The sequence below is a fragment of the Streptomyces sp. NPDC046866 genome, assembly GCF_040704625.1.
Taxonomy (GTDB): domain Bacteria; phylum Actinomycetota; class Actinomycetes; order Streptomycetales; family Streptomycetaceae; genus Streptomyces.
Map to the genome: position 1 here is coordinate 194805 of NZ_JBEYXN010000009.1, position 21478 is coordinate 216282.

Annotated in this window: 44 protein-coding genes; 4 read left to right on the forward strand and 40 right to left on the reverse strand. The window is 70.2% G+C overall.

Annotated elements, in window-relative coordinates; genetic code table 11:
* Positions 1 to 7: 7 nt before the first annotated feature.
* The 10 genes from traA to AB0953_RS16620 form a co-directional block, all read right to left on the reverse strand.
* Entirely contained in the window at positions 8 to 553 is a 546-nt protein-coding gene (gene traA / locus AB0953_RS16575; protein ID WP_366860163.1) for a plasmid transfer protein TraA, read from the reverse strand.
* Entirely contained in the window at positions 553 to 1848 is a 1296-nt protein-coding gene (locus tag AB0953_RS16580; RefSeq protein ID WP_366860164.1) for a hypothetical protein, read from the reverse strand. The genes traA and AB0953_RS16580 overlap by 1 nt, the downstream gene beginning before the upstream one ends.
* Positions 1849 to 1939: 91 nt before the next feature.
* Positions 1940 to 2107, reverse strand: coding sequence for a hypothetical protein (locus tag AB0953_RS16585; protein WP_366860165.1), 168 nt, complete (start codon positions 2105 to 2107; stop codon positions 1940 to 1942).
* A gap of 72 nt (positions 2108 to 2179) precedes the next feature.
* Positions 2180 to 2359, reverse strand: coding sequence for a hypothetical protein (locus AB0953_RS16590; protein WP_366860166.1), 180 nt, complete (start codon positions 2357 to 2359; stop codon positions 2180 to 2182).
* A 75-nt stretch (positions 2360 to 2434) separates the two neighbouring features.
* A complete protein-coding gene (locus AB0953_RS16595) occupies positions 2435 to 2986 on the reverse strand; it encodes a hypothetical protein (RefSeq protein WP_366860167.1) in 552 nt (183 codons plus the stop codon).
* Entirely contained in the window at positions 2986 to 3213 is a 228-nt protein-coding gene (locus AB0953_RS16600; RefSeq protein WP_366860168.1) for a hypothetical protein, read from the reverse strand. The genes AB0953_RS16595 and AB0953_RS16600 overlap by 1 nt, the downstream gene beginning before the upstream one ends.
* Positions 3214 to 3234: 21 nt before the next feature.
* Positions 3235 to 3429, reverse strand: coding sequence for a hypothetical protein (locus tag AB0953_RS16605; protein ID WP_366860169.1), 195 nt, complete (start codon positions 3427 to 3429; stop codon positions 3235 to 3237).
* 50 nt (positions 3430 to 3479) lie between these two features.
* Complete coding sequence (locus tag AB0953_RS16610) at positions 3480 to 3674, reverse strand: hypothetical protein (RefSeq protein WP_366860170.1); 195 nt, start codon at positions 3672 to 3674, stop codon at positions 3480 to 3482.
* A 37-nt stretch (positions 3675 to 3711) separates the two neighbouring features.
* Positions 3712 to 3873, reverse strand: coding sequence for a hypothetical protein (locus AB0953_RS16615; protein ID WP_366860171.1), 162 nt, complete (start codon positions 3871 to 3873; stop codon positions 3712 to 3714).
* A complete protein-coding gene (locus AB0953_RS16620; protein WP_366860172.1) occupies positions 3873 to 4355 on the reverse strand; it encodes a hypothetical protein in 483 nt (160 codons plus the stop codon). Before AB0953_RS16620 ends, AB0953_RS16615 begins: the two co-directional genes overlap by 1 nt.
* Positions 4356 to 4514: 159 nt before the next feature.
* Between AB0953_RS16620 and AB0953_RS16625 the strand changes: the two genes are divergently transcribed.
* The 3 genes from AB0953_RS16625 to AB0953_RS16635 all read left to right on the forward strand — a co-directional run bounded on the left by AB0953_RS16625 (position 4515) and on the right by AB0953_RS16635 (position 5985).
* Positions 4515 to 4775, forward strand: coding sequence for a hypothetical protein (locus AB0953_RS16625; RefSeq protein WP_366860173.1), 261 nt, complete (start codon positions 4515 to 4517; stop codon positions 4773 to 4775).
* 167 nt (positions 4776 to 4942) lie between these two features.
* On the forward strand, positions 4943 to 5578 hold the full coding sequence (locus AB0953_RS16630; RefSeq protein ID WP_366860174.1) for an NUDIX hydrolase: 636 nt from the start codon (positions 4943 to 4945) through the stop codon (positions 5576 to 5578).
* Positions 5575 to 5985, forward strand: a complete 411-nt coding sequence (locus AB0953_RS16635) for an NUDIX hydrolase (RefSeq protein ID WP_366860175.1) — start codon at positions 5575 to 5577, stop codon at positions 5983 to 5985. The genes AB0953_RS16630 and AB0953_RS16635 overlap by 4 nt, the downstream gene beginning before the upstream one ends.
* 41 nt (positions 5986 to 6026) lie before the next feature.
* On the opposite strand, the gene AB0953_RS16640 is transcribed toward AB0953_RS16635, so the two are convergent.
* From AB0953_RS16640 to AB0953_RS16785, 30 genes are all read right to left on the reverse strand, one after another.
* Positions 6027 to 6242 carry a hypothetical protein gene (locus tag AB0953_RS16640; protein WP_366860176.1) on the reverse strand — a complete coding sequence of 72 codons (216 nt, stop codon included), beginning with the start codon at positions 6240 to 6242 and terminating at the stop codon, positions 6027 to 6029.
* Entirely contained in the window at positions 6239 to 6871 is a 633-nt protein-coding gene (locus AB0953_RS16645; RefSeq protein WP_366860177.1) for a hypothetical protein, read from the reverse strand. Before AB0953_RS16645 ends, AB0953_RS16640 begins: the two co-directional genes overlap by 4 nt.
* Positions 6872 to 6901: 30 nt before the next feature.
* Positions 6902 to 7096 carry a hypothetical protein gene (locus AB0953_RS16650; RefSeq protein WP_366860178.1) on the reverse strand — a complete coding sequence of 65 codons (195 nt, stop codon included), beginning with the start codon at positions 7094 to 7096 and terminating at the stop codon, positions 6902 to 6904.
* Positions 7093 to 7380: a hypothetical protein gene (locus AB0953_RS16655; protein ID WP_366860179.1), complete on the reverse strand. Its 288-nt coding sequence runs from the start codon at positions 7378 to 7380 to the stop codon at positions 7093 to 7095. The genes AB0953_RS16650 and AB0953_RS16655 overlap by 4 nt, the downstream gene beginning before the upstream one ends.
* A complete protein-coding gene (locus AB0953_RS16660) occupies positions 7380 to 7610 on the reverse strand; it encodes a hypothetical protein (RefSeq protein WP_366860180.1) in 231 nt (76 codons plus the stop codon). Before AB0953_RS16660 ends, AB0953_RS16655 begins: the two co-directional genes overlap by 1 nt.
* Entirely contained in the window at positions 7607 to 7990 is a 384-nt protein-coding gene (locus tag AB0953_RS16665) for an SLOG family protein (protein WP_366860181.1), read from the reverse strand. The genes AB0953_RS16660 and AB0953_RS16665 overlap by 4 nt, the downstream gene beginning before the upstream one ends.
* On the reverse strand, positions 7987 to 8571 hold the full coding sequence (locus AB0953_RS16670; RefSeq protein WP_366860182.1) for a hypothetical protein: 585 nt from the start codon (positions 8569 to 8571) through the stop codon (positions 7987 to 7989). Before AB0953_RS16670 ends, AB0953_RS16665 begins: the two co-directional genes overlap by 4 nt.
* Positions 8572 to 8633: 62 nt before the next feature.
* Positions 8634 to 8867, reverse strand: a complete 234-nt coding sequence (locus AB0953_RS16675; protein WP_366860183.1) for a hypothetical protein — start codon at positions 8865 to 8867, stop codon at positions 8634 to 8636.
* A gap of 117 nt (positions 8868 to 8984) precedes the next feature.
* Positions 8985 to 9311, reverse strand: coding sequence for a LuxR C-terminal-related transcriptional regulator (locus AB0953_RS16680; protein ID WP_366860184.1), 327 nt, complete (start codon positions 9309 to 9311; stop codon positions 8985 to 8987).
* A 38-nt stretch (positions 9312 to 9349) separates the two neighbouring features.
* Positions 9350 to 9772, reverse strand: coding sequence for a hypothetical protein (locus tag AB0953_RS16685; RefSeq protein ID WP_366860185.1), 423 nt, complete (start codon positions 9770 to 9772; stop codon positions 9350 to 9352).
* 70 nt (positions 9773 to 9842) lie between these two features.
* Positions 9843 to 10820 (reverse strand): DNA cytosine methyltransferase, encoded by a 978-nt coding sequence (locus tag AB0953_RS16690; protein WP_366860186.1) that lies wholly within the window; start codon positions 10818 to 10820, stop codon positions 9843 to 9845.
* Positions 10817 to 11137 carry a nucleoside triphosphate pyrophosphohydrolase gene (locus AB0953_RS16695; protein WP_366860187.1) on the reverse strand — a complete coding sequence of 107 codons (321 nt, stop codon included), beginning with the start codon at positions 11135 to 11137 and terminating at the stop codon, positions 10817 to 10819. Before AB0953_RS16695 ends, AB0953_RS16690 begins: the two co-directional genes overlap by 4 nt.
* Entirely contained in the window at positions 11134 to 11301 is a 168-nt protein-coding gene (locus AB0953_RS16700) for a hypothetical protein (RefSeq protein ID WP_366860188.1), read from the reverse strand. The genes AB0953_RS16695 and AB0953_RS16700 overlap by 4 nt, the downstream gene beginning before the upstream one ends.
* Positions 11298 to 11612, reverse strand: a complete 315-nt coding sequence (locus tag AB0953_RS16705; RefSeq protein WP_366860189.1) for a hypothetical protein — start codon at positions 11610 to 11612, stop codon at positions 11298 to 11300. Before AB0953_RS16705 ends, AB0953_RS16700 begins: the two co-directional genes overlap by 4 nt.
* A complete protein-coding gene (locus AB0953_RS16710; RefSeq protein ID WP_366860190.1) occupies positions 11609 to 12979 on the reverse strand; it encodes a DnaB-like helicase C-terminal domain-containing protein in 1371 nt (456 codons plus the stop codon). The genes AB0953_RS16705 and AB0953_RS16710 overlap by 4 nt, the downstream gene beginning before the upstream one ends.
* Positions 12976 to 13596: a DnaA/Hda family protein gene (locus AB0953_RS16715; RefSeq protein ID WP_366860191.1), complete on the reverse strand. Its 621-nt coding sequence runs from the start codon at positions 13594 to 13596 to the stop codon at positions 12976 to 12978. Before AB0953_RS16715 ends, AB0953_RS16710 begins: the two co-directional genes overlap by 4 nt.
* Entirely contained in the window at positions 13580 to 14398 is an 819-nt protein-coding gene (locus tag AB0953_RS16720) for a hypothetical protein (RefSeq protein WP_366860192.1), read from the reverse strand. The genes AB0953_RS16715 and AB0953_RS16720 overlap by 17 nt, the downstream gene beginning before the upstream one ends.
* 42 nt (positions 14399 to 14440) lie before the next feature.
* Positions 14441 to 14698 (reverse strand): WhiB family transcriptional regulator, encoded by a 258-nt coding sequence (locus AB0953_RS16725; RefSeq protein WP_366860193.1) that lies wholly within the window; start codon positions 14696 to 14698, stop codon positions 14441 to 14443.
* Positions 14695 to 15501: a helix-turn-helix domain-containing protein gene (locus AB0953_RS16730; RefSeq protein ID WP_366860194.1), complete on the reverse strand. Its 807-nt coding sequence runs from the start codon at positions 15499 to 15501 to the stop codon at positions 14695 to 14697. Before AB0953_RS16730 ends, AB0953_RS16725 begins: the two co-directional genes overlap by 4 nt.
* Complete coding sequence (locus AB0953_RS16735) at positions 15498 to 15785, reverse strand: hypothetical protein (protein ID WP_366860195.1); 288 nt, start codon at positions 15783 to 15785, stop codon at positions 15498 to 15500. The genes AB0953_RS16730 and AB0953_RS16735 overlap by 4 nt, the downstream gene beginning before the upstream one ends.
* Positions 15785 to 16150: a hypothetical protein gene (locus tag AB0953_RS16740; RefSeq protein WP_366860196.1), complete on the reverse strand. Its 366-nt coding sequence runs from the start codon at positions 16148 to 16150 to the stop codon at positions 15785 to 15787. Before AB0953_RS16740 ends, AB0953_RS16735 begins: the two co-directional genes overlap by 1 nt.
* Positions 16151 to 16226: 76 nt before the next feature.
* Entirely contained in the window at positions 16227 to 16994 is a 768-nt protein-coding gene (locus AB0953_RS16745; RefSeq protein ID WP_366860197.1) for an ATP-binding protein, read from the reverse strand.
* Positions 16995 to 17002: 8 nt separating this feature from the next.
* A complete protein-coding gene (locus tag AB0953_RS16750) occupies positions 17003 to 17824 on the reverse strand; it encodes a PD-(D/E)XK nuclease-like domain-containing protein (RefSeq protein ID WP_366860198.1) in 822 nt (273 codons plus the stop codon).
* A 340-nt stretch (positions 17825 to 18164) separates the two neighbouring features.
* Positions 18165 to 18446, reverse strand: a complete 282-nt coding sequence (locus AB0953_RS16755; protein WP_366860199.1) for a hypothetical protein — start codon at positions 18444 to 18446, stop codon at positions 18165 to 18167.
* Positions 18447 to 18534: 88 nt separating this feature from the next.
* Entirely contained in the window at positions 18535 to 18717 is a 183-nt protein-coding gene (locus AB0953_RS16760) for a hypothetical protein (protein WP_366860200.1), read from the reverse strand.
* A complete protein-coding gene (locus tag AB0953_RS16765; protein ID WP_366860201.1) occupies positions 18714 to 19331 on the reverse strand; it encodes a hypothetical protein in 618 nt (205 codons plus the stop codon). Before AB0953_RS16765 ends, AB0953_RS16760 begins: the two co-directional genes overlap by 4 nt.
* Positions 19328 to 19534, reverse strand: a complete 207-nt coding sequence (locus AB0953_RS16770; RefSeq protein WP_366860202.1) for a hypothetical protein — start codon at positions 19532 to 19534, stop codon at positions 19328 to 19330. The genes AB0953_RS16765 and AB0953_RS16770 overlap by 4 nt, the downstream gene beginning before the upstream one ends.
* Entirely contained in the window at positions 19531 to 19791 is a 261-nt protein-coding gene (locus tag AB0953_RS16775; protein WP_366860203.1) for a hypothetical protein, read from the reverse strand. Before AB0953_RS16775 ends, AB0953_RS16770 begins: the two co-directional genes overlap by 4 nt.
* 102 nt (positions 19792 to 19893) lie before the next feature.
* Positions 19894 to 20193 (reverse strand): hypothetical protein, encoded by a 300-nt coding sequence (locus AB0953_RS16780; protein WP_366860204.1) that lies wholly within the window; start codon positions 20191 to 20193, stop codon positions 19894 to 19896.
* On the reverse strand, positions 20190 to 20399 hold the full coding sequence (locus AB0953_RS16785) for a helix-turn-helix transcriptional regulator (RefSeq protein ID WP_366860205.1): 210 nt from the start codon (positions 20397 to 20399) through the stop codon (positions 20190 to 20192). Before AB0953_RS16785 ends, AB0953_RS16780 begins: the two co-directional genes overlap by 4 nt.
* A gap of 216 nt (positions 20400 to 20615) precedes the next feature.
* Here AB0953_RS16785 and AB0953_RS16790 point away from each other — a divergent pair, with 216 nt between their 5' ends.
* Complete coding sequence (locus AB0953_RS16790) at positions 20616 to 21119, forward strand: helix-turn-helix transcriptional regulator (protein WP_366860206.1); 504 nt, start codon at positions 20616 to 20618, stop codon at positions 21117 to 21119.
* Positions 21120 to 21478 lie beyond the last annotated feature (359 nt).

The window sequence follows — 21478 nt, forward strand, 5'->3', positions numbered from 1 at the left end:
TCCCTTCCTACTGGGCGGCCCAGTCCATGCGCGGGCCCTGAGGCTTGCGCGCGCGGTGGCGAACGCGGTTGATCTCTTCCTCGTACTCCTGCTGAAACGCCCCGTAGGTGGCGGCGGCATTCACGGCGGCGTCCTTGAGCGCCTCGGCCGCCTTGCTGAGCTTGCGGGCGACCCGGCGGGCGCGGAGCTTGGATCCGAACGGCCGACCCTCCGGGTCGGGGACGGTGGCCAAGGTCGCCTTGAGGATCTCGGCCCCCATCGCGACTTCGAAGGAGAGACCGATGCCGAGGGCGCGCAGCGTGTTGCAGTAGTTCCGGATGTCGGCAGGCGACGCGAACACGGGCTCCGGCAGAATCTGCTGCTTCCCCCGACCCTCACCGGCGGCGGTCGCGGACTGCTGCTGGCGGCCGCCGCCTGAGTTGCCGCCGCTCTGAACGTTGACGTTGAGGCCGAAGCTGGGGGCGAAGCCGGCGAAGTGGTTGCTGCTGTTCTTCGTCGTGTTGCGCTTGGCCTGGGCGCCGGACGCGCCCTGAGGCGGGACGGTGGTGGTCATCAGATGGTCCTCTCGTCAGCCTTGGCTTCAGTGGACTTGCGGGCGGCGATGGAGGCCTGCCGGTTGGCGGCCGCGACGTACTTGGGGGTGTCGTTCTTCCGGCGAACACCGGCCCGCGTCGGGGGCTTGTAGACGCGCTTGCTCCGGGTGGGGGGCATTTGCGATGCGACCTGCGCAGAGTTGACCTTGACGGGCCTCTCGCCGGGAGCCTCGGAGCGTGCTGCGGTGAGGCGCCGCTTGGCCGCATTACGACCCCGGATGATGTCGACCCACTCGCCGGGGTCGGTGCCTTCGATGTCGTTATGTGCGCGCTTCCAGATGGCCTCGGTCACCGTGGTCTCGCCGAGCGCTGCCGCGAGCTTAAGTGCGTGCTTCCACACCTTCTCGAAGTTGGCCTCACGGTCCGCGGCAAGCTGCGCTGCCTTGGCTGCCTCTGCTTCGGCATCCGCCTGTGCCGCTGCCGCGCGCTCCTTGGCGAGGGCGGCCTCCTGCTTGGCCTGCTTGCGCTCGGCCCACTGCTGCGCCCACCGCTGCCGGAGGGTGGGCTTGCCGTCGCGGGAACGGATCCGGCCGTGCTCGTGGAGGTCCCAGATGCCGGGGCCTGCGAGCGAGGCGATAGCGGTGCCGACCGCGGTGGCCGTGTCGAACGCGGTGAGGCCGTGCCACAGGTTCACGCCGGCAGCGACGAACGCGAGGAGCCAGGCGATGAGCCGGTAGTGCCAGTGCGGACGCCGGTCATCCACTGCGGCTGCGGCACCGCGGAGGACGACCCAGGCAGCCCCTTCGAGAACGAGGGGAGCGGCCAGGAGGTAGCGGGCGTCCTCGCGGTAGAACGCGCTCATCTGGACCGGGAGGGCCACGACACCGCACACGACGGCGAAGCCGATGGCCGCGGCCCTCCATGAGCTCGCGGACTTCTGGCGCTGCTCGTCGGCTTCGGCTTCGGCCAGTTCCGCGGCCTCGGCTGCCAGCCGCTCCCGCTGCGTTTCCCGCGCCTCGGCGGCGGCCTTGCGTTCTGCCTCGGCGATCTTGGCCTTCTGCTCGGCCTCGAACCGCTGCAGCTGGAGTGCTGCCCGCTTGTTGGCCAGGGCCTGCTTTTCTGCCTCGGCCGCGGCCTTGATGCGGACGGCTTCGGCTTCGGCTTCGGCGGCCAGTCGGCGGGCCTCGGCTTCTGCTTCGGCTCGGGTGCGGATGGCTTCGGCCTGGGCCAGGGCGACCGGGTCGAAGTCCGGCTCGAGCGACGGCCATGGCCCGGATCGCTCGGACCCGTTGACGTGATCCATGGTGCTGGTCACGGGGCTTCCTTCCTGGGTGAGGTTCGGGTGGCGGGTTGCCGCTGACGGATTTCCAGGCCGCCCGTGCGAGACGGGCGGCGAGGGCTACAGGTCAGCGCTTGATCGGTTCGCGGTAGAGGCCGGACGCCGGGTCGGTCACGTGGCTGCTGTGGATCCGGGTACCGCCATTCTTGAGACGGACGGCGGGGTCTTCGGGGGTTGTCGGCCGGCCGCACGCCTGGCAGGGCTGGCCGGTCTCATTCCTGCTGAACAGGCCCATCAATTCCTCCCTGGGCCGGGACTGTCCCAGCTCCCCTCACCGCAGGTACGAGACCTGCGGATCGGACAGCTGTCAGGCGTGCGAGCAGACGTCCTTGTCGCAGCAGGCGCATCGGTCGCGGAGCGGTCCGAGTACGGCGGTGGCGATGGCGTCCCCGGCTCGGCCGCCCTTCTCTCCGGCAACCTTCTTGCCCGCCTGGTGCAGGGCGCGTGCGGCGGTGTCCAGCTTGGCTGCGGTCTTCTTGCCGAACATGTGGCTTCCCCCCTGGGCCGGAACTGCTCCGGCTCCCCTCACCGCCCGCACGGGTCGGGCGGATCGGGCAACCGGTCAGCGGATGGCGTTGGCGAGGGCGGGCCAGAGCCGGTCGTCACGGCCCCAGGTCATGTCGACGATGTTGAGCCGGACCCCGTGGTCCTTGAGCTCGCGAAGGGCGTGCCGGCCAATGCCGTGCCACTCGCGGGCGGCATGGTCGCGACCAAGGCGGAAGCCTCCGAATCCGGTCTGAGGCTCGCCGTCCCGGTCGGTGATGACCACACCCTCCTTGGGCCAGCCGCGGTAGACCTGGAAGCCCTGCCGTTCGAGGGCAGTCAGTCGGCCGAGGAGCGGGCTGCGGTCATGTACGACTCCGTCGACGTGGGCCCGCTGCCGCCAGCGCGCCCCGCCCCAGTAGCCGTCAGAGGCCGGCTGGCTGCCGGTGGTGACGAACCCGGCCCTGTTGGCGGCGGCCAGGGTGGGGATGAGGTGGCGGGCCCCGTTCTCCTCCTCCTGGCCGAACGGGCCGTGATAGCCGGGCCAGTCGGGGCCGCGGCCCTCCATCCATAACGCCATGGCGTGTCCGAGGTCGGCGATGCTGCGGGCGTCCCGCCACACGCTGCCCATCAGGCGGCCGAGTGGAGGGCGTCGAGCTGGCTGACGAGGGACGGGAAGCCGGGGTACTGGTTGTCGATGTGGGCCGCCTCGTCGCGGATCTCGGTCATGCTGCTCGCCGAGCCAGCGAGGTAGGCGGTCAGATAGTCGGAGATGACCGACGCGTGGAGCGAGGTGATCGCGTCCTCGATGGTCTGGGTGCGGCGGCGGGCCGCGAGGCTGGTGATGGTCGCGTTCATGGCGGGTGGTCCTTCCGGTGGTCAGGCGGAGCGGCGGTTGAGGTAGGCGGCGATGGTCGCGGGGTGCAGGTCGGCGTTGTCGACGAGGGCGATGGCCTCGTCGTCGCCGGCGTCCAGGCCGTCGGCGAGGGCGCGGAGCCCCTGGGCCATCTCGTCGAAGTCCAGCGGCCAGATCGACGGCGGCGCGGGGCGGCGGGTGCGGTTGAAGACGGACATGTCGGTGCTCCTTCGCTGGTCAGGTGGGGTGAAGGTGTTGAAGTGTCGGTTCAGGCGGGGCGGATGTCGTCGGCGCTGACGATGTCCTCGCAGGGATACGGCTTGTCTACGAGGGCGACCTTGAATGCCCCGTCGGGCGTGCGGCCGAGGATGGTCACGCGCTCGCCGGTGGACTTGAGGCGGAGGTTGTCGTCCGGGTGGGACGGGGTCGCAGAGGCTGCGGTCCTGCTCTTCCTGCCGAACATGGGTGCTCCTTCGCTGGTCAGGCGTATGGGGTGGGGTTCAGCTGCGGTGGGTGTGCTGCTGGCCGGTGCCGAGCTGGCCGAGCTGATTGCGGGCGTCGCCGGCGGCCTGGGCGGCCTGGGCGGGCGGCCGGTAGTCGGCGGCGCACTGCTGCGGGGTCGCGGGCTGGTCGACGATGCTGTGCTGCTGCTGGTCGCTCATCACGCCACCGCCTTGACGCCGAGCACGGAGGCCAGGCGCTGCAGCGGGAGCCGCTCGATCAGAGCCCGCCCGGTGATGACGTCCGCCAGCAGGCCGGGGGTGATCCCCGCGACCGTCTCGAGCGCAGCCACGTGGTGCGCCTGGTCCGGGTTGTAGTCGGCGGACCGCATCAGCGTGCGCAGGCGCAGCGCCTCCCGGGAGATCGTCGAAACGGGAACCGTCCGGTCGACGAGGTGCAGCAGGCCCTCGCGGCCGAGCGTGGTGCGGGCGTCGGCCATGTCGATCCGGGCCCGGCTGCAGGCCTCGAGCTGCGAGTCGCGCATGTCGCTGGCCGCGAGGCCGCGGAACTCGGCGACCCGACGGGCGCCGGCCTCGAAGGTGGCCACCGCCTGCATCACGAGCGGGCGCTTGTACCCCGCGGCGATACGCAGACGGGGCGGGGCGGGCTGGGCGGTTCCGAGTTCGTTCGTGGGTGTAGACACAACTGTCCCCTTGAAGTGGGAGTACTCGGTTTTCTGCTGCCAACTTTCTTGGCAGTTCCAGTAAGACACATGCCGGGCCGGTGTGCAACAAACTTGGCACTACGAATCTGCGGGGCGGTGCCTATTCACTTGGCAGGGCCACGTGAGACGATTCGAGGCATGACAGGTACGCCCACGAGACTCGACGAACGCGACAGGCAGCCGTGGCTGCGCAAGCTCGACCGCGCCACGGCCGCCCATGAGGCGACCCGCAGAAAGCTGGACGAGCTGATCGCGGATGCTCGGGCTGCCGGTGTACCGCTCACATCCATTGAGGAGCACTCCCCATACAGCCGGGAGTGGGCTCGGAGGATCGCAGACCGCGTCGACGCCGAGCGGGCCGCGGCACCCGAGCCCGAGCTGGAAGCCACCGACTCGTAGCCGGGAGGTCGTTTCGCCATGCCCTCAAGTCAAGGCGCGCCTGTCTTAGCGAGCCATGTCCTGCCGATGCACGAGTCGTTCATCTTTCAAGGCGGTCTGCGCGGTCAGCGCATGTTGCCTGCACGCCCCGTGCAATACGCCGCCGCCTGGACCGTGAGGACCCGATAGTGGACGTCGTCGTCGTGTGGACCGGCCGTTCCGCCGGAGCGTTTCAGCGGGCCCTGCGCATGACGAACGAATCCTTCGCTGCCCATCTGAAGATCGCTCCTCGCACCGTCGCCAAGTGGCACGCCACGCCCGACGACGAACCGAGCTCGCAGATGCAGCGGATCCTCGACACTGCCTACGCGGAGGCCGACATCCCTGTACGCGAACGGTTCAAGCTCCTGCTCAATCCACCGCGGGAGCCGCAGGCCGCGGCGCTGCGTGTGGCGATCGCTGTGGTGCTCCGCGGCGCCGAGGTGTTGCTCGTGCAGCGCCGCGACGGTGGTGACCTCCACTGGCAGTTCCCCGCCGGCGTGGTCAAGCCGGGGGCGGACACGGCCGCGGTGGCGGTAGCGGAGACGCGGGCGGAGACCGGTGTGCACTGCACAGTGCGGGAGCCCCTCGGCTCCCGTGTTCACCCCTCGACCGGCGTTCAGGCCCACTACGTCCTGTGTGAGCACCTGATGGGCGAGCCGGCCAACCTCGACCCAGCCGAGAACGCCGAGGCAACGTTCGTTCCGATCGCCGCCCTGACTCGCTTCATCCCTGCCGACCGGATCTACCGGCCGGTCCTCGACGCGCTAGGAGTAGCCGCATGACCGACACGACTGAGCAGCCCGGCATCTCCGCCGCGATCATCGCCGACGGCGGGCTCGTCCTCATGGTGCGCCGCCGCGTCGCCGAGGGGGAGCTGATGTGGCAGTTCCCTGCTGGCGCCATCGAAGACGGCGAGACCGCAGAGCAGGCCGCCGTCCGGGAGGCGCTCGAGGAGACTGGCCTGACGGTCGAGGCGGTGAAGCTGTTGGGTGAGCGGGTTCACCCGAAGACTGGCCGGCTGATGTCATACACGGCGTGCGACGTCCTGAGCGGCTACGCCATCGTTGGCGACGAGGAGGAGATTGCCGAGGTGGCCTGGGTCCGGCACCGCGACCTGCCGGAGTACGTGCCCTACGGCCTGTTCGAGCCGGTACAGGTGTACCTCGACGAGGCCCTGGCAGACGCCTGAGAGGACGCAATGAGGCCCCGCTCAGCCGAGCGGGGCCTTTGTCATGCCGTGTGTGCGATGGCGCGAACGTCGAGTGCGTCGGCCTCCATGTCGATGGCCGCGGCAATCTCGCGCAGCCCCATCTCGGGGTCGTCGGCGTTCTCCCGGCAGGCGTCGGCGATGGCGCGGAGGAGTGCGACGGCGGCATCGCATCCGATGTAGGGCTGTCCGTCGGATGCGGTGAGCACCGGGATGCTGCTGGCGGCTGAGTCGGTCATGCCGCGGTCCTGGCCCCGGGCTGGAGCCGGAGCACCTCGGTCCGCCCGTACTCGTGCTGGCAGTCGGGGCAGGTCTCGCCGGCGGTTTCGATGGTGGGGGTGAGCACGCCGCCGCAGTCGGGGGTGCTGCACAGGACGGGTATCCGGCGGGGTGCCCGCTCGCCGGTGGTGAGCCGGGTAAGCCGCCGCCAGACGTCGCCGAGCTCCCGAACGAACTCGTCGGCTGCCGGGTGCTCGGAGCAGGCCCACCCGAGGTTGAACCTGAGCGTGCCGACCGCGGCATCGACACGCTGCTGGAGTGTCCCGCCGGCCCGCACTTCGGCCCGCCCGTACCCCTCCCAGTCCTGCACCCAGGCTTCGAGCGTTCCGAGCACAGGCCCGGCCTGGGCCATGAGGTCGAGGGTGTCGAGGCTGCAGGGTGCGCTGGATCCGGCGGCGCTGCGGCCGATGGTGCCGACGGCGGGCCGTCGGGCGGGGATCAGGTGGTGCTCGAGGGCGGCGTACAGGCCGTCCGGACCGGCTATGGCGGCGAGCTGCCGGCTGGTGCGGTCCTCGCAGGTCCGGCAGATGGTGCGGCCGGTCTCGTCGTGGGTGAGTTCGCGCGGGCAGGCGGTGCAGTGCGTGTTCACGTGGTGCTCCTTGCGGCGGCGCGGGGTGGGCTAGTGGGCGTTCCAGTTGGAGAAAGCCCAGGCGAGGGCGACGGAGATGGCGACGAGGATGGCCAGGCCCATCCAGAGGGCGGCTACAGCAGGCCAGCCGCCGGCTTCGTCGTAGTAGGCGCCGGCCGATATGCCTGCGGCGGCGATGGCGGATACGGCTACTGCGGTCGTGCGGGCGATGAGGTGCTTGGTCACGGTCGGGCCTCCCGTCCGCCGAGGATGGCGAGCAGCTGGTGCTGCCGCTCGGGCTCGAGGTTGGTGCGGGCCCAGGCGCGCGCGTCGTCGATGCGTTCGACGAGGACGGCGGCCCGGAGCTCGGCCCTCTCGGCCCGCTGCCGCATCTGCTCGTACTCCTCGGCGCTGGGGGCGAGTCCGCCGGAAGCGAGCGCCTGGGGGTGCTTGTGCTCACTCCAGTCGACGGGGCAGTTGTGGCCGACAGAGTGGCCGCAGCGGCAGGTCAGAGTGACTCGGGCTGTCATTAGAGGTACCTCGCAGGTGGGGTGAGGGTGGTGATGCGGATGTCGTCGCCGCCGGGTGTCCATCGCCGCCAGCTGCCGGCGGCCCGGCCGGCCTCCGGTTCGATGCGGCGTTCGCGGAGCTCCCGGAGGCGGTCGGCGCCGGTTGTCCTGGGGGACCGTCGGCTGGTGGGGGCCGGGGCCGTGCTGTCGTGGCACGGCTCCGGCCCCCACAGGGCCAGCTGGGTGGTCATGGCCGGGTCCACAGCCGGACGGGGATGCCGGCGCGTCGGGCGAGGGCGACGGTGTGGCTGGCCCCGCGGCTGCCGTCCTTGATGAAGGCCAGTACGACGTCGGCGCCAGATCGGACCATGGCCGCGTTGCGGATCGGGCCAGCCGCCTTGCCGTGGGTGGTCCAGTCTGCGATGTGGGCGTCGATCGGGACCATGGCGGTCGTGGCCCACTGGTAGGCGATGCGGTCGGCGCCGGTGGGGCAGTCGCCGACGACGAGCCACAGGTCGCGGGTGTGCGGTGGTACCTCGCTGACGGCGGTATCGAGGGCATCGCAAATGGTGTCGGTGTCGTCCCAGGTGCGGCTGCCGGTGACGAGGATCCGGTACGGGACGGCGGTCACTGGTCGGCCTTGTCGTCGGGCAGCGGGTAGCCGGCGCGGTCCAGTTCGTTGACGAGGTCGCTCGCGTCGAGGCCGTGGCCGTCGTTGACGTCCTCGTACCAGCTGGCGACGATGCGGAGCACGTCGGCGAGCTGCTGCTCGGCACGGCGCCGGAACTCATGCGGTGTCGGCCGGGTCCGGCGCTGGATGGTGACGGTGTAGGCATCGACCGGGTTGGCCCCGTCCCGCAGGTCCAGGGAGATGCTGGGCGCGGTCATCTCGGTCTCGACGTAGTTCTCGGCGCCGTAGCCGTCGAGGACGCCGCGCATGCTGGCGACGAACACCTTGAGGATCTCGGTGGCCGGCTCGAGGGACAGGGTGGCGACGCCGTCGCGGATCTCGAGGGAGCGCATCATCGTGCCGTCGGTGAGGATCTCGGCGGCGAGGTCGCCCATGCCGTCGAGGGCGGCGTCGGCGAGGTCGGCGGGGGTGGGTGGGGTGGCACCGTCCCAGCAGGTCAGGGTGTCGGCCAGGGCGGTCTCGATGACGTCTCGGGCCCGCTTCCTGCGGGCGGCGCGCTGCGGTTCGGTGAGCTCGGGCACGGGTTCTCCTTCGGGTGGTTGGTGGTCGTCCCGCGGTGGGTGCGGGGCGACCGTGGGCGCGGTCAGGCGGGCTGTTCGGTGGTGAAGCTGATGAAGATCGCGTCATCGGTGACGGTGAAGCGGGCGAAGTCGCCGGGGATGGCTGCGCTGGAGATGCCGTACTCCTCGCGGTAGGCGGTCCATGCGGCGAGCACGGCCTTTTCGATCTCCTCCCAGGCGGCACCCCCGGGCTGGGCGGCGGGGACGATCCATTCGTGGCGGGTGCTGACGACGGTTCGGCTGGTGTAGGTGGCCACGGGTCCTTCTGTCAGTCGGGGTCGGCGGTGTGGGCCGTGTTGGCCCCGTGCGGGCCGCTGTGCGCCCGCATGCGGCTCCGGAGGTCCGGGGTTGGTGTTCGCGGGCCTTGCGCCGCCTTACGGCCTCTCAGGGGCCGTCTGGCGCTTCCGCGGTGTGGCGTACCGGGCGCGGTGGGCCTTCTCGCCGGCCCGGCAGTCGTCGCAGGGGGTCTCGCCCCGCTTGCGGTGGGCCTCGTAGCCAGCGTGGTCGCCGTGGCGTTGGGGCCGGCCGTCGAGGATCCCGGCCCGACAGGCGAGGTACACGGCTTGCGGGTTGGTGTCAGCGCCGAGGTAGCGCCGGAGGCGGGCGGCGTAGATCCGGACCGTGCCCGGCTCGAGGTCCCAGTCGTGGGCGATCTGTTGGAGCGTGCGGCCCTCGGCCAGCAGGGTCAGCAGGTCCAGCACGCGGCCAGCGTCTGAGGGCAGCGGACGGGCGGGCGCGGTCACGACTCGCTGCCGCTCTGAACCGCCGCGCAGTGCCTGCACCCGTCCATGCCGCAGGGGTTGTGCGTGCGGTGGCTGACGCGGTGGGTGGGCGGCTTGCCGGCCCCCTGGCAGGGGACGGCCTCATCGTGCACGCCGTGCGGGAACTGGTGGGCGCGGACGGTGCCGTCGGCGTTGAGGGCGTGGTCTTCGGTGCACCACACGCACCAGCCGCGGGGTACGGCCGGGGCGGGGACCTCCGGGTACACGACGTGGTAGGTGGCGTGGACGGTGATCGGGTGCTTGTACTCGGCGGTGCGGACGCGGAGGTACTGGCCGCGGTAGCCGACGATCACGGCGGGTTTGCCTTCGACGAGGATCTGCATGCCGCGGCGGACGGCGACACCGTAGTAGCGGCGGATGTACTGGGCCGAGGTGGCCATCGGGTTCTCCGTTCGTGAGAGGCTGTCCGGGCGCCACCCCCGACTTCCGCTCGGGGGTGGCGTACTGCTGTCAGGCGGCGGCCATTGCGTCGAGGTCGGCGCACAGGAGCCGCCGGTACCCCTCGATGGCCTGCCGCGTTATGGCTTGATTGCCGGCGATCTCGATCTGCTTGGTCCAGGGGATGTCGACGTCGGTGATCCAGCCGTCGTCGTTGCCCTGCATCCACTCGGCGAACCGGGGCGACAGCTGCCGGCCGCCGCGCGGTCCCCGAACCCACGGGGTGGGAGCGGGCCGACCCAGGACGGTTTCCCAGCGGCGGATGGCCGGGGTGTGGTCGACGCCGTGGTCGGTGACCCAGCTGACGCCGGGCGCGGCCAGGCGGTTAGCCACGTACTCGTTGAGCGGCCGCGAGTTGTCGTCGAGCTTGTTCGAGGCGGCCGACTTCCAGTCCCGGGATGCGACGAGTGGGAGGGTGGCGAGTTCGTCGTTGAAGACGCGCGCGGCCGGCAGGGTCGTCCAGTGCTGTCGCCAGCCGGCTACGTCGGGGTCGGTTCCGTCGGGGCGGGCGATGCCGAACCACCGCCAGCGGATGCTTGCCGCGCCGACGGCACTAGCCGGTAGGCCTGTCCACCAGAGGCCATACCCGATCGCGGCCAGGTCCTCGACGACGACGTGAAGCCCCCGCGAGCGGATCGCTTCCACGTTTTCCAGGAAGACGATGCGCGGTCGAATGATGCGAACAGCTTCAGCAACGTTCCTCCAGATGCCGGATCGGCGGCCGCGGATACCGACGCGGGGGCCGGCGTTCGAGATGTCCTTGCAGGGGAAGCCGGCGGTGATGGTGTCGACGGGGTGCTGCTGGGCGATGCCCGTCCAGTCGGCGGTGGTGATGTCGCCGATGTTGGTGGCCCAGGGGAAGCGGGTGGCCATGACGCGGGAGGCGTGGGGGTCGCTCTCGGCGTAGACGAGGGTCTTGCCGCCGGTGATGTGCTCGACGGCCAAGTCGAGCGTGCCGGCACCCGAGCAGAGGCTGAGGTTGACGGTCACTCGGACTCCTCAGCGGTGAGCACGAGCCGCCGGTCGAATCCGCCGCGCTCGGTGTGCTTGCGGCGTCGGGCCTGCTCGAGGTCGTCGATGCTCCAGCCGCAGATCCGGGTGAGGGCGTGCAGCACCTCGAGGACGTCGGCGAGTTCGTCGAGGAGGTTGTCGCGGTCGTCGGCAGCGGCCACTTCGAGGGCTTCTTCCTCGAGCTTGTCGACGAGGAGCTCGGCGGCTTCGGCGCTACCGGCGACGCGGATGTCGAGCTGCTGGCCGCGGGCTGCGGCGATCTCGGGGATCCGGTCGCGGATCAGCTTGGTGGTCATGCGGCGGCCTTTCGGGTGTCGGGATAGGCGGAGTCGATCCGCTCGGTGATCCACTGCTGCTGACAGCGGGGGCACTGGTAGCCGTCGCGGGTGGTCTGACCGCGGCGCCGGGTGACGGCCGGCTCTATGTCCCGCTCGAGGCAGTTCGGGCAGTTGTCCTTCACGTGATCCCTCCGGGTGTGCAGCCCTGGCAGGGGCATCGGGTGGGGGCGTTGGGCCGGTCAGCGACGATCCACCGGCGGTAGTCGGTGAGGGCCGCTTCGATCTGCGGTCCGGACGTCGGCGGGACCGGGGCGGGGCGACTGGCGCCGGTCGGCCAGGCGCCGGGGTGGGCGATGTGGACGTTGTCCGGCGCGGGTTCCGCGGTCCGTTGGCGGGGTGCTTTGGGGTGGATGCGGGCTGCGGCAAGGAGGGTGGCAACGAGGTCGCCCTCTTCCCGAGCGGCCACGATGTCCTCGGGCGTCAGCTCGGTCACGACGCCTCCTGGGCCATGTCCACGAAGCGGGCGTAGTGGCCCTGGAACGCGACGGTGATGTCTCCGGGGTGACCGCCGCGGTGCTTCCCGACGATCAGATCGGCCTCACCGGCGCGCGGCGATTCGCGGTCGTAGGCGTCCTCGCGGTGGAGCAGGATCACGATGTCGGCGTCCTGCTCGATGGCGCCGGACTCGCGCAGGTCGGAGACCATGGGCCGCTTCTCGGTGCGCTGTTCGGGTCCGCGGTTGAGCTGGGCGAGGACGATGATCGTGATGCCGAACTCTTTGGCCATGAGCTTGAGCTGGCGGGACATGTCGGCGACGGCCTGCTGCCGGTTCTCGGCCTTAGGTGCGTACATCAGCTGCAGGTAGTCGATGATCACGAGCCGGAGACCGGCGGTGCGGACGAGGTGACGGACCTGGCCGCGGAGCAGCGGGATGGACAGGTGCCCGGTCTCGTTGATGCGCAGAGGTGCGGGCTGGATGAGGGCGGCGGCCTTGGGGAGGCGGGCGAGTCCGGCCGGGTCGATCGTGGCTTGCTTGAAGTGGTGAAGGGCGACCTGGGCCTCGGCGCACATCATCGAGTCGATGAGGTCTTCCTTGCTCATCTCGAGCGACTGGAAGAGCGTCGGGATGCCGTTCTTGACCGCGGCGGCCCGGGCCAGGTTGAGGGCGAACGTCGTCTTGCCCATGGCAGGTCGGGCGCCGACGACGATCATCTGTCCAGGCGCCCAGCCACCGGCCAGCAGCAGGTCGAGGTCGATGAATCCGGTCGGGATGCGGCTTTCGGTGGTGGGTTTGGTGACGGACCGCTCGAGGCTTCCGGCGAGCAGGTCGCCTGCGAGGGCCATGTTGGCCTGGTCGACCGCGCCGAGGACGCCGTCGAGCTGGTTCTGGGATGCGGCAACATCGGCGTCGGGGTCGAAGGCTGCGGACCGGCCGCGACTGATGGCGTCGTAGCCGTGCGCGACGAGTCGGGCGGCCGCGGCCTTCTTGGTGATGCTGGCGGCGTACCAGGCGGTTGAGCCGGGCTGTGCGCGGCCGTATAGGTCGACGAGCTGATCGCGGGTGAGGGGAACGATCGGCAGGTAGCCGGATGCCCGCCAGTTCTGCAGCTGGGTGTTGACGGCCTCGTAGCGGATCTCGCTGCCGGTAAGGGTCTGCCGGATCTCGTCGACGGCGTGCCAGACCCAGCGCAGGCGGTCGTCGGTGATGTCGGCGGGGTCGAAGTCTGCGGCCAGGTCGTCGATGAGTTCGGGCTGCCGCATGACGTTCGCTACGACGATGTGTTCGGCGTCCAGGTCCCGCGGCCGTTCCGGCCCGCCGGCACCCTGCTCGATCGGTTCGTCCCACAGGTCGGCGGTCACTGGGTGCCCCCCGCGCGTCGGTCCTTGCCCTCGAGGAGGAGGACGCCGTCGCGGAACATCTCGCGGAGGCGGGACTGGACGCGTTCGCCGACGATGTGCTCGGTCTGGCTGGGGAGCACGTCGCAGGTGATCAGGACGGGGCGGCGGTTGATGTACCGCTCGTCGAAGATTTCGTACAGCCGTTCCTGGGTCCAACCCGTCGGGGAGACGCGGGCCGCAGCCAGGTCGTCGATGTAGAGCAGGTCGGCCCGCTGTAGCTGGGCGGTGAGTGCGCGAGGGTCGTAGTCGCGGCCGTCCGAACGCAGGGCGTCGAAGAGGCTGGTGGATCGCCACGTCTCGATCGACGGCGTCCGGCCGGTACGGGTCATGCGGACGTCGATCCAGCGGCGCATCATCTGCCAGGCGTGATGGGTCTTGCCAACGCCGATGGCGCCGGTGAGGAACAGGCTGCGGGGGGCGTCGGGGCCCTGGTCGGCCCAGGCGACTGCCCGGGGGTGGGCGTCGATGTCGTGCTGGTAGATGGCCGGCGTCTGCTTGAGGAAGGCGGCGACGGTGTCCTCGCGGCGTTCGCGGCGGACGGATTCCTGCGGGTCCGGAAGGTCAGAACTGGAGTCCACGCTGCTTCTCCTCGTCGTTCATGAATCGGGGTGTGGTCGGTGTGCCGCCGGAGTGGGCCCGCGGCGGGGGCGGGGGGTCTTCCTCGTAGCGGGCCTGGTTCAGCCAGGTCGACGCGTGAGGGATGAACTGCTGCTCGGTTTGCGCGGCCCGGTAGTAGTCGGCGTGCGCTTTGAGGGCAGCGAGGATCCGGTCGGGGTGGGCACCGGCCTTGATCGCCTTGTTGTAGGCCTTGGCGGCTTCGCTCTTGCCGGCCTTGCGCGGGTAGGCGGACCAGAAGGCGTCGAAGGCGAGGCCGGGGTCGGATGCGCTCGCCGCCGGAGGCGGTGAGGGGGTTCCTTTCCCTGCTCCCTGATCCCTGCTCCCTGATCCCTGCTCAGGGCGGAAGGTCTCCGGAGGGCTCTGGTAATCCTCCGGAGGACTCTGGAGTCCCTCCGGAGTTGAGCCTTTCTGCAGGTCACGGACTTCTTCGGGGCGCGGGAAGCGGTTCTTGCGGGGGTGACTGACCTTCTGGTGCTCGGACCAGTTCGCGACGGCCACGAGAGGCCTTCCGGAGTCCTCGTAGAGGGCGATGAGGCGGGCCGCGTGAAGCCTCTGGAGATCCTCGCGAGTCCTCTGGAGGATGTCCGGAGTCTCTTCGAGGGGCCAGATCGCGGCCCGGATGAGGCGAGCGTCTGCCGGCCCGACGCCGTTGTCGTCGACGTAGGTCCACAAGCCGATGAACGTGAGGCGCGCGGACAGCGGCAGCTCGGCGATCGTCAAGGAGGTGAAGAACTCCGGCTTGATGGATCGGATGCGGGCCACGATGGTCTTCTCTCTGGCTGGCTGGCTGGCTGGTGCGGGTGGCTAGGCGGCGGGGCGGAGTGCGGCGCGTTCGGGGCCGGTGAGTCCGCCCCAGATGCCGTCGCGGCTGTACCGGTCGGCCGTGCCCTCGAGCTCGAGGGCGAGAGCCAGGCACTGCCGGCGGACGGGGCACAGGCCGTGGCAGACCGCTTTCGCGGCGGCAATGTCCGCCTCGAAGTCGGCGCCGCGGCCGGTCGGGTGGAAGACCTCCGTGCCGATCTCGCGGCAGGCGGCCCGGTCTTCCCAGCGGCGGGGGCTCATGCCGCGGTCTTCCGCTGCCGGTAGCAGTAGAGGGCGCGCTGCAGGGTGTCGCGGGTGATACCGAGGCGTTCGGCGATCTGCTCGCGGCTGTAGCCCTGCTGCTCGAGCTCGAGGCAGTTCTCGACGTGGGCGACGTAGCGGGGTACGTCGCTGACTTCGGGCTCATAGGTCGGGTTGCCGAATTCGTCGTCGTCCCACCAGGCGGGGCCGAGCCACCCCTCTGTGCGAGCGCGGTTGATCGCACGCTGCGACTGGCCGGTGCGCGTACTGAGCAGCTGGTAGGCCCTCGTGACTGCACGGTCATTCGCGGCAGTGATGAACTGGCGGGAGCCGCTGACGAGGTGTTCAACGGTCCGAGGGCGGAGCCCCGGGTCTGCGGCAGCGATGCAGTGGGAGCCGTGGCCGGCTGCGTAGAGAGCGCGGCAGCGGCGCTGACTGGCGAAGGCGGGGACCCAGCTGTCGCCTGCGAACCGATCGGGCTGGACTGCGAGGATCTTCGCTGCGGTTGCCCGGCGGATTCGGGGCAAGCGGCGCTCGGCGTGGTAGCGAACGGTAGTGGGGTCGCTGTCGGCGGCCGCGGCGATTTGCCTGATCGACATGCCGCTCGCCTGCAATTTGAGGATGTGGCTTGTCACCTTGTCGCTGGGGATGGTGGCCGGACGCCCTTCGATTCGGGCCAGGAGGCGCCTTTGGCCCGCCTTGGTCCAGCCCTTCACGCAGGTCGGGCAGTGGCATGCGGGGCGGCCGATGGCGCCGGCGTACCGGGCTTCGCTGCCGTGCGGCGGGAGCGGCTTGCTGGTCATTGCGGGTCCTCCTTGCTGCGCTGGTGGGGGATGTCGTGCGGGGTGGCGTCCCAGATGGCGATGCAGTCGGCGAGGTCGGCTGCGGCCTGGATCCGGGCGCGTTCGGTCTTGGCGGCGGCGAGGTCCCGGAGGACGTCGGCCCGGGTGCGGGCTGCCTGCCGGGCGGTGCGCTGGAAGCGGCGCCGGGTGCGGGGCCGGTGCCAGGCGTCCCAGCCGTGGGTGGCGACGACAAGGAGGCCGACCGCGACGGCGAGGCAGGCGAAGACGGTCTCGGAGGCGGTCATCACGCCGCTGCCCGTCGTGCGGCCGCGCTCTTCCAGGCCAGGGCCGCCCCCTTGTCGGTGAACTCCCAGACGGCGATGCGGTGGCCGTGGGTGGACTCGAGGGTGGACGGAACGACCTGTCCGGTGTGCTTGATCAGCCCGCCCCCGCTCATCGCGTTGATCGCGGCTCCGATGAATCCGTGGCCCATCTCGGGAAGCAGGTCGCGGAAGTCGTTGGCGGAGGCGGTCCCGTAGGCGCGGAGCGCGGCGAAGATGGCCTGCTCGACGAGGAACTGGTCCCACGAGGACTGGACGGCTATCTCCTCGAGGAGGAGGTCGCGGTTGGCGGCGGCGTGGCGTTCGGCGACGGTGAGGCGACGGGGCATGGCGGTGGTCCTCTCACGTGCGGTTCACTGGGGTTGGGGCGCCGCAGGTTCGGGCCGCGGCGCCCCCCGAGTGCTGCTACTGCTGGGCCGGCTCCGGGTTGGCCTTGAGCCAGGCGAGGAGCGGGCCGGCGATGTCTCGAGCTCCGTTGGGCCGCTTGATGACCGCGCGGTTGAGGTCGGGGCAGCGGGACTTGAGGACTTCGAGCTGGTTGTCGATGTCCATGGCGACCGCAACGTCGAACTCGTACTCGATGCCCTTGCGCTGCTCGGGGCGCATGCCGACCCTCTGCGGCTTGCCGCCGTCGAGGACCCATTCGGTGTAGGAGCGCATCGAGGCGACGATGTGGCCGGGGTAGGCGAGGATCGCGGCGATCATGTCGTTCTGGATGGGGGTGCCGTCCTTCCAGCCGGCGAACTTGTTGCCGCCGTACCGGCTGCTGGCCTTCTCGACCTGGGCGAGGGTGCCGTCGGTGCCCTTCCAGAAATGGGAGAGGCTGTCGACGAAAACGGTGGGGTAGCCGGCCTGGGCGGCGGAGTCGAGGATGCGGACGAGGTCGCGGGGGTCGTAGCGGTCCATGGAGACCGAGTCGAACTGGATGCCGCCGATGCCGGCGTACAGGCTGGCGGCTCCGCCCTCCGTGTCGATGACAGCGAACTTGCGGCCCTCGGAGAGGCCGTGGGCGATGCTGAGGCCGGTCCAGGTCTTGCCGGATCCGGACATGCCCTGGATGGACAGTCGGGCCTTGCGGCCGGCCTTGCTGGCGGGGCGGAACGGGTTCTGCGCGGAGGCGCCGTCGGGGCCTGCGGGTCGCGGGGTGCGCACGGGCGGAGGAAGCTGAGACACGAGTGCTCCTAGGTGTACTGGCGCTCGATGTACGGCGGCAGCGAGAGGACGGTGGAGGTCTCGACGTAGGCGGGCCAGTGGCCGGTCTCGCGGCCGTACAGGTAGCTGGCGGCAGCGTCCTGGGTGAGGCGCTGGCCCACGTACCGGGCGACGGGGTCGAGCTCGGCGACGGTCACCAGGTACGGCGGCTGCTTCTCCTGGTAGATGAACTTGAACGAAGCACCCTCGGGGAGGAGGCCGAGCTCGACGGCTCCACGCCGGTAGATGTGCTCCTGGATGTGGTAGCCGAGCTCGTGGACGGCCTTCCCCAGGTAGTCCGGGTGCACGGACCGGGTGGTCTTGTAGTCGGCAATCAAGTCGGGGCGGAGCCAGTCGAAGCGGCTGCGCCACCAGATCCGACCGTCGGTCCAGAAGATCGACTGCTCGGCGGCGCCGGAGCCCGGGGTGAGGATCTCCGCGGCCTCCGCGTGGGCGGCGAGAGCCTCAGCCATGTCGCAGATCCGCTGGTAGTCACTCCGCTTCAGAGGGATCCCGCCGGCCTCCCGTATCGCCGCGACCTGGGCCTTCGTCTCGCTGGTGACCCACTTCTCCTCGTCGACCACCACGAGTTCCGGGCCGTCGCCGAGGACCACGGTGTGGGCTGCGGTCCCAAACTCGAACTCGGGCTTGTGGGGCTGCGGGTGCTCGAGGAAGTACTTGAAGCGGGCCGGGCAGTCGGCGAGAACTTTGGCGCCCGAGGCCGAGAGGCTGCCGCCGGGAATCGGGTCCGAGTGGTACAGCTCGGCGGAGATGTCGTACAGACCGGGTTGGACTTCGGTGGTCGCGGTCACTGCTCGCCGTCCTGGGCTTCGTGGCAGTTCTCGCAGAGCGGGCCGTCCGAGGTGGGGACGAAGGGACCGTTCTCGTCCTGGCAGCTGTCGTTGATGCACTGGATGCTGGCCATGTCAGGCCTTTCAGGGTGTGGCGGGCTGGGGCCCCGGCGGTGCGGGGCCCTGCAGCGGTGGTTGGTGCGCCGGGGCGGCGGTCCAGTGGAGGCGCTGGCCCCGGCGGGCTTTCAGGCGGCCTTGCGGCCGGAGAGCGGCGCCAGCCAGAGCGGCCAGACGCGGATCGGTCGTGCGGGCGGGGTGGCGTTGGCCGGGCGGCTGCCTTCCCCGCGGCGTATCGGGGCGGTCACCGCGGGGCCGCCGGCTGGTCGTCGTCGAGGGTCGGCTCGGCCGCGATCAGATAGGCGATCTGCTCGTCCCGCTCCGCGAGGACGGACTGCAGCCGGTCGACCTCCGCCGACCTCTGCATCAGCCACTGCACGGCGGGAACGAGGGACTCGCCCAGTTCGAACGGGACCGGTCGGCGGGCGTGGAGCAGCTCGTCCCGCAGCGCCATGTCCTCGTTGCGGCGGCGGACCAGCTCAGCCATCCGGCGCTCCAGACGCTCCTGCGTCAGCGGCTCGGTCACGTGGTCCTCCAGGTGTGGCGCCCCCACAGCAGGAGGCAGATGGATACGGCGCCCGCGAGGGCATCCAGGACGGCGGCGGTACGGAGGCTCATGCGGCCGCCTCCCAGTTCGTGGCCCGCATCCGGGCGACGTGCTGGTCGATCCGGTACGAGGACCACACGGCGTCCGACCACGACGCCAGCGGGCCGAAGTCCGCCTCGTAGGCCAGCAGCACGCCGTCCAGAGCGGCCTGCACCACGTCCTCCTGGCGGGGCTCCACCGGGGCGCTCACGACGCCACCGTCTTCGGGGCGGCCTTCGCGGCGTCGTACTGGGCGATGCCCCAGCGGATCGCGTGACAGGCCCACAGGAACTCCCACGAGTAGTCCTCGAAGGACTCCTCCCACCGGTCCGGGAAGCGAAGCCGGTAGTCGCGGTGGGCGAACGAGGCGACCGCGTACTCGGCCGCACCCCTGTACTCGGTGTTGTGCTCGTCGCTGAAAAGAATCTGGCGGCCGACGGCCTCCACAAGGCCGGGGTAGCGCGCCTCGTCCTTGGCGGCTTCCTGCACCAGCCAGGCGCGGAACTTCTCCTCCGACCAGTCCTCGACCTTCCCGGCGAGCACCTTCTCCTGCCAGTAGCCAGGGTTGATCTCGCCGAGCGTGGCCGTCCGGCGGAACATGTCGAGCAGGTCGACCGTCGGGTAGAGCGAGAAGACGAAGTTCGGGCCGTCGCCCCGGATCAGCAGACCGTGGGGCCAGGTGATCAGGTCGAAGCGGTAGATGGCGCCGTGCCTCGGGTTCTCGAACCGGACGTGCCGGTACAAGCCGTCCTCGTGGAGCACGGTCATCTGGTGGCCGTCAGTGTCCCGGGCGAACCGGGCGGCGATCTCGGGGTAGTAGCTCACGACGCCCCTCCGGCCGGCAGGTACGGGTACGGGGCGGCGCCTGCGACCGGGCACGAGCTGTCAGCGTCCAGGTCGAGGAACTGGTGCCGCTGCTCGGCGAGCTCGCCAGCGTGGAACTCCCGCACGGCCTTCGCCTTCAGTGCTCGCATCAGCTCATCCGCCGGCACATCCAGGCGGGCGATCGGATTCAGCGGAGTGCTCATGACAGCACCTCCGTCGACTGTCGCAGCGGCACCGACGACAGCAGCTTGTTCGCCGCCGCAGCCGCGCCCAGCAGCTCCTCGGGGGACCGCCACTCGGCGTCGAACAGGTCCAGCGTGCTCGCCGCACGGATCTGCTCCACCGGACGCCGATCCGCCGAGAACCGGGCAACGGCGGGCGGGGTGACGATGGGGTCAGCCGGCTTCGGTCGGCGCGAGGGGATCAGGTCAGCGACCGGATCGGGCATGATGTGGGACATCGGGATCTCTCTTCCTCCGCACTCGCGATGCGGGGTGAGGGTGGGATTGCGGCAGGCCTCGGCCGGCGGTGTCGCGACCGGCGGTCGGGGCCGCATGCCGCTCTAGGCGGCGATGGGGACGACCATGGTTCGCGCGTTCTCGCGGCGGATGCTCTCCGGCGAGAACGTGATCCGGCCGCCGTCCATGTGGCAGAACACCTCGCGCCGGTAGCACTTCTCCTTCAGGCTGCGGACGCTCCTGTACGGGAGCAGCTGCTTCTTCACAACCTCTTCCGGCGTCCAGCGGATGAGGTCCAGCTCCTCTTCGGCCTTGCGCCGCTGGACCCGCTTGATGGCTGCGGCGGAGAGAGCCCGGGCCTCGGGCGACTTCGTCGGGGGCGCCTTCGCGGCGTCGGCGGTCACGCTTCCTCCTGGTGGGTTATGGCTTCCGGCGCCACATTGAGGGCGTCGGCGACCGTCCGGATGTGGATCTCGTCCGGCTCCCGGATATGCCCCCTCTCCAGTCGCGAGAGGTAGCCCCGGTTGAAGCCGGTCATCTGCTGGAGCGAGCGCAGGCCTATTTTCTGTGCTCTGCGGATCGCCCGGATTGCTTGTCCGTTCGGCCTCACCCCCTGAAGGTAGTCCCGGTCTGACTACCGATGCAAGCGGTTTGCCTACATTTCTTGACTAGTTTCTAGTCGCGACACTGGGTGACAAGCCGCCCACGGCAGGGCGCGAGGGGCGCGCAGTGCAACCCTGGATGCTTGAAATGACTACTAATGCGCTGGTCAAAGGCTGAGAACTATGCTTCTTGGTTGCACGGACGTAGGGCATAGTGAGGACTCATGGACCAGGACTGGGTACGACTCGGCGAGGCACTCAAGGCCGCGCGTGTGGCCACCCGACCCAAGCTGACGCAGACGGACGTCGCCGAACGCCTCGGCGTCAGCCGGGCCACAGTGCAGAACATCGAGCAGGGCAAAGGGTTCAAGCGCGTCAGCAGTGCCATCCGCGCCTACGGCACGCTGGTTGGATGGACCGCAGACTCCCCGGAGCAGGTACTTGCCGGCGGCGACCCCACCCCTGATGACCCGTCCCGCCGCCCCGTCGTCGCGCCATCGGTTGCCAAGGGACTCCCACTCACAGTGCAGGACGAGCTCGAGCGTGACGGCGCAGTCGTCGACACTGCAGTCGTTCACCTCCCGGACGGGACGGCCGTCACTGTCATCGTGAAGGGCGCATCCAAGAGCCCCACCCCCGAGGAACGGCAGCGCAACCTCGAGGCGTGGCGCCGAGTGCAGCCGATGCTCCGCGAGCTCAGCTACCCGTCCGGCAGCGACAGCGCGTAGCAGCATCCGTCCACATCCGTCACGCCAACCCCTCCACAATGCACCTGAATGTGTGGTTGCATGCTGTCTGCTGGCGGTGGGGCCCCAACTGAATGGGCGGGGTGCCGATGTGTGTTCATGTGCTCTGTGGTTGTGTACTGCCGGACGACAGCCTCGTCTGGGTTGATTCAAGCGGCGCCCACGTTCTCGTGTACGTCGATCCATCACTGTCATCCGCCGGCGCGCTCACGGCCGCCGGCGTGGTGCAGGTGAATGCTGCGCTCGGCTGCATGCCTGGAGCGCCCTCACTCGAACAGGCCGTCTCCTGCCGCTGAGGCCCGCCTGCGGGGAGGCCTGTATCAGCATGAGCATCACCCTGA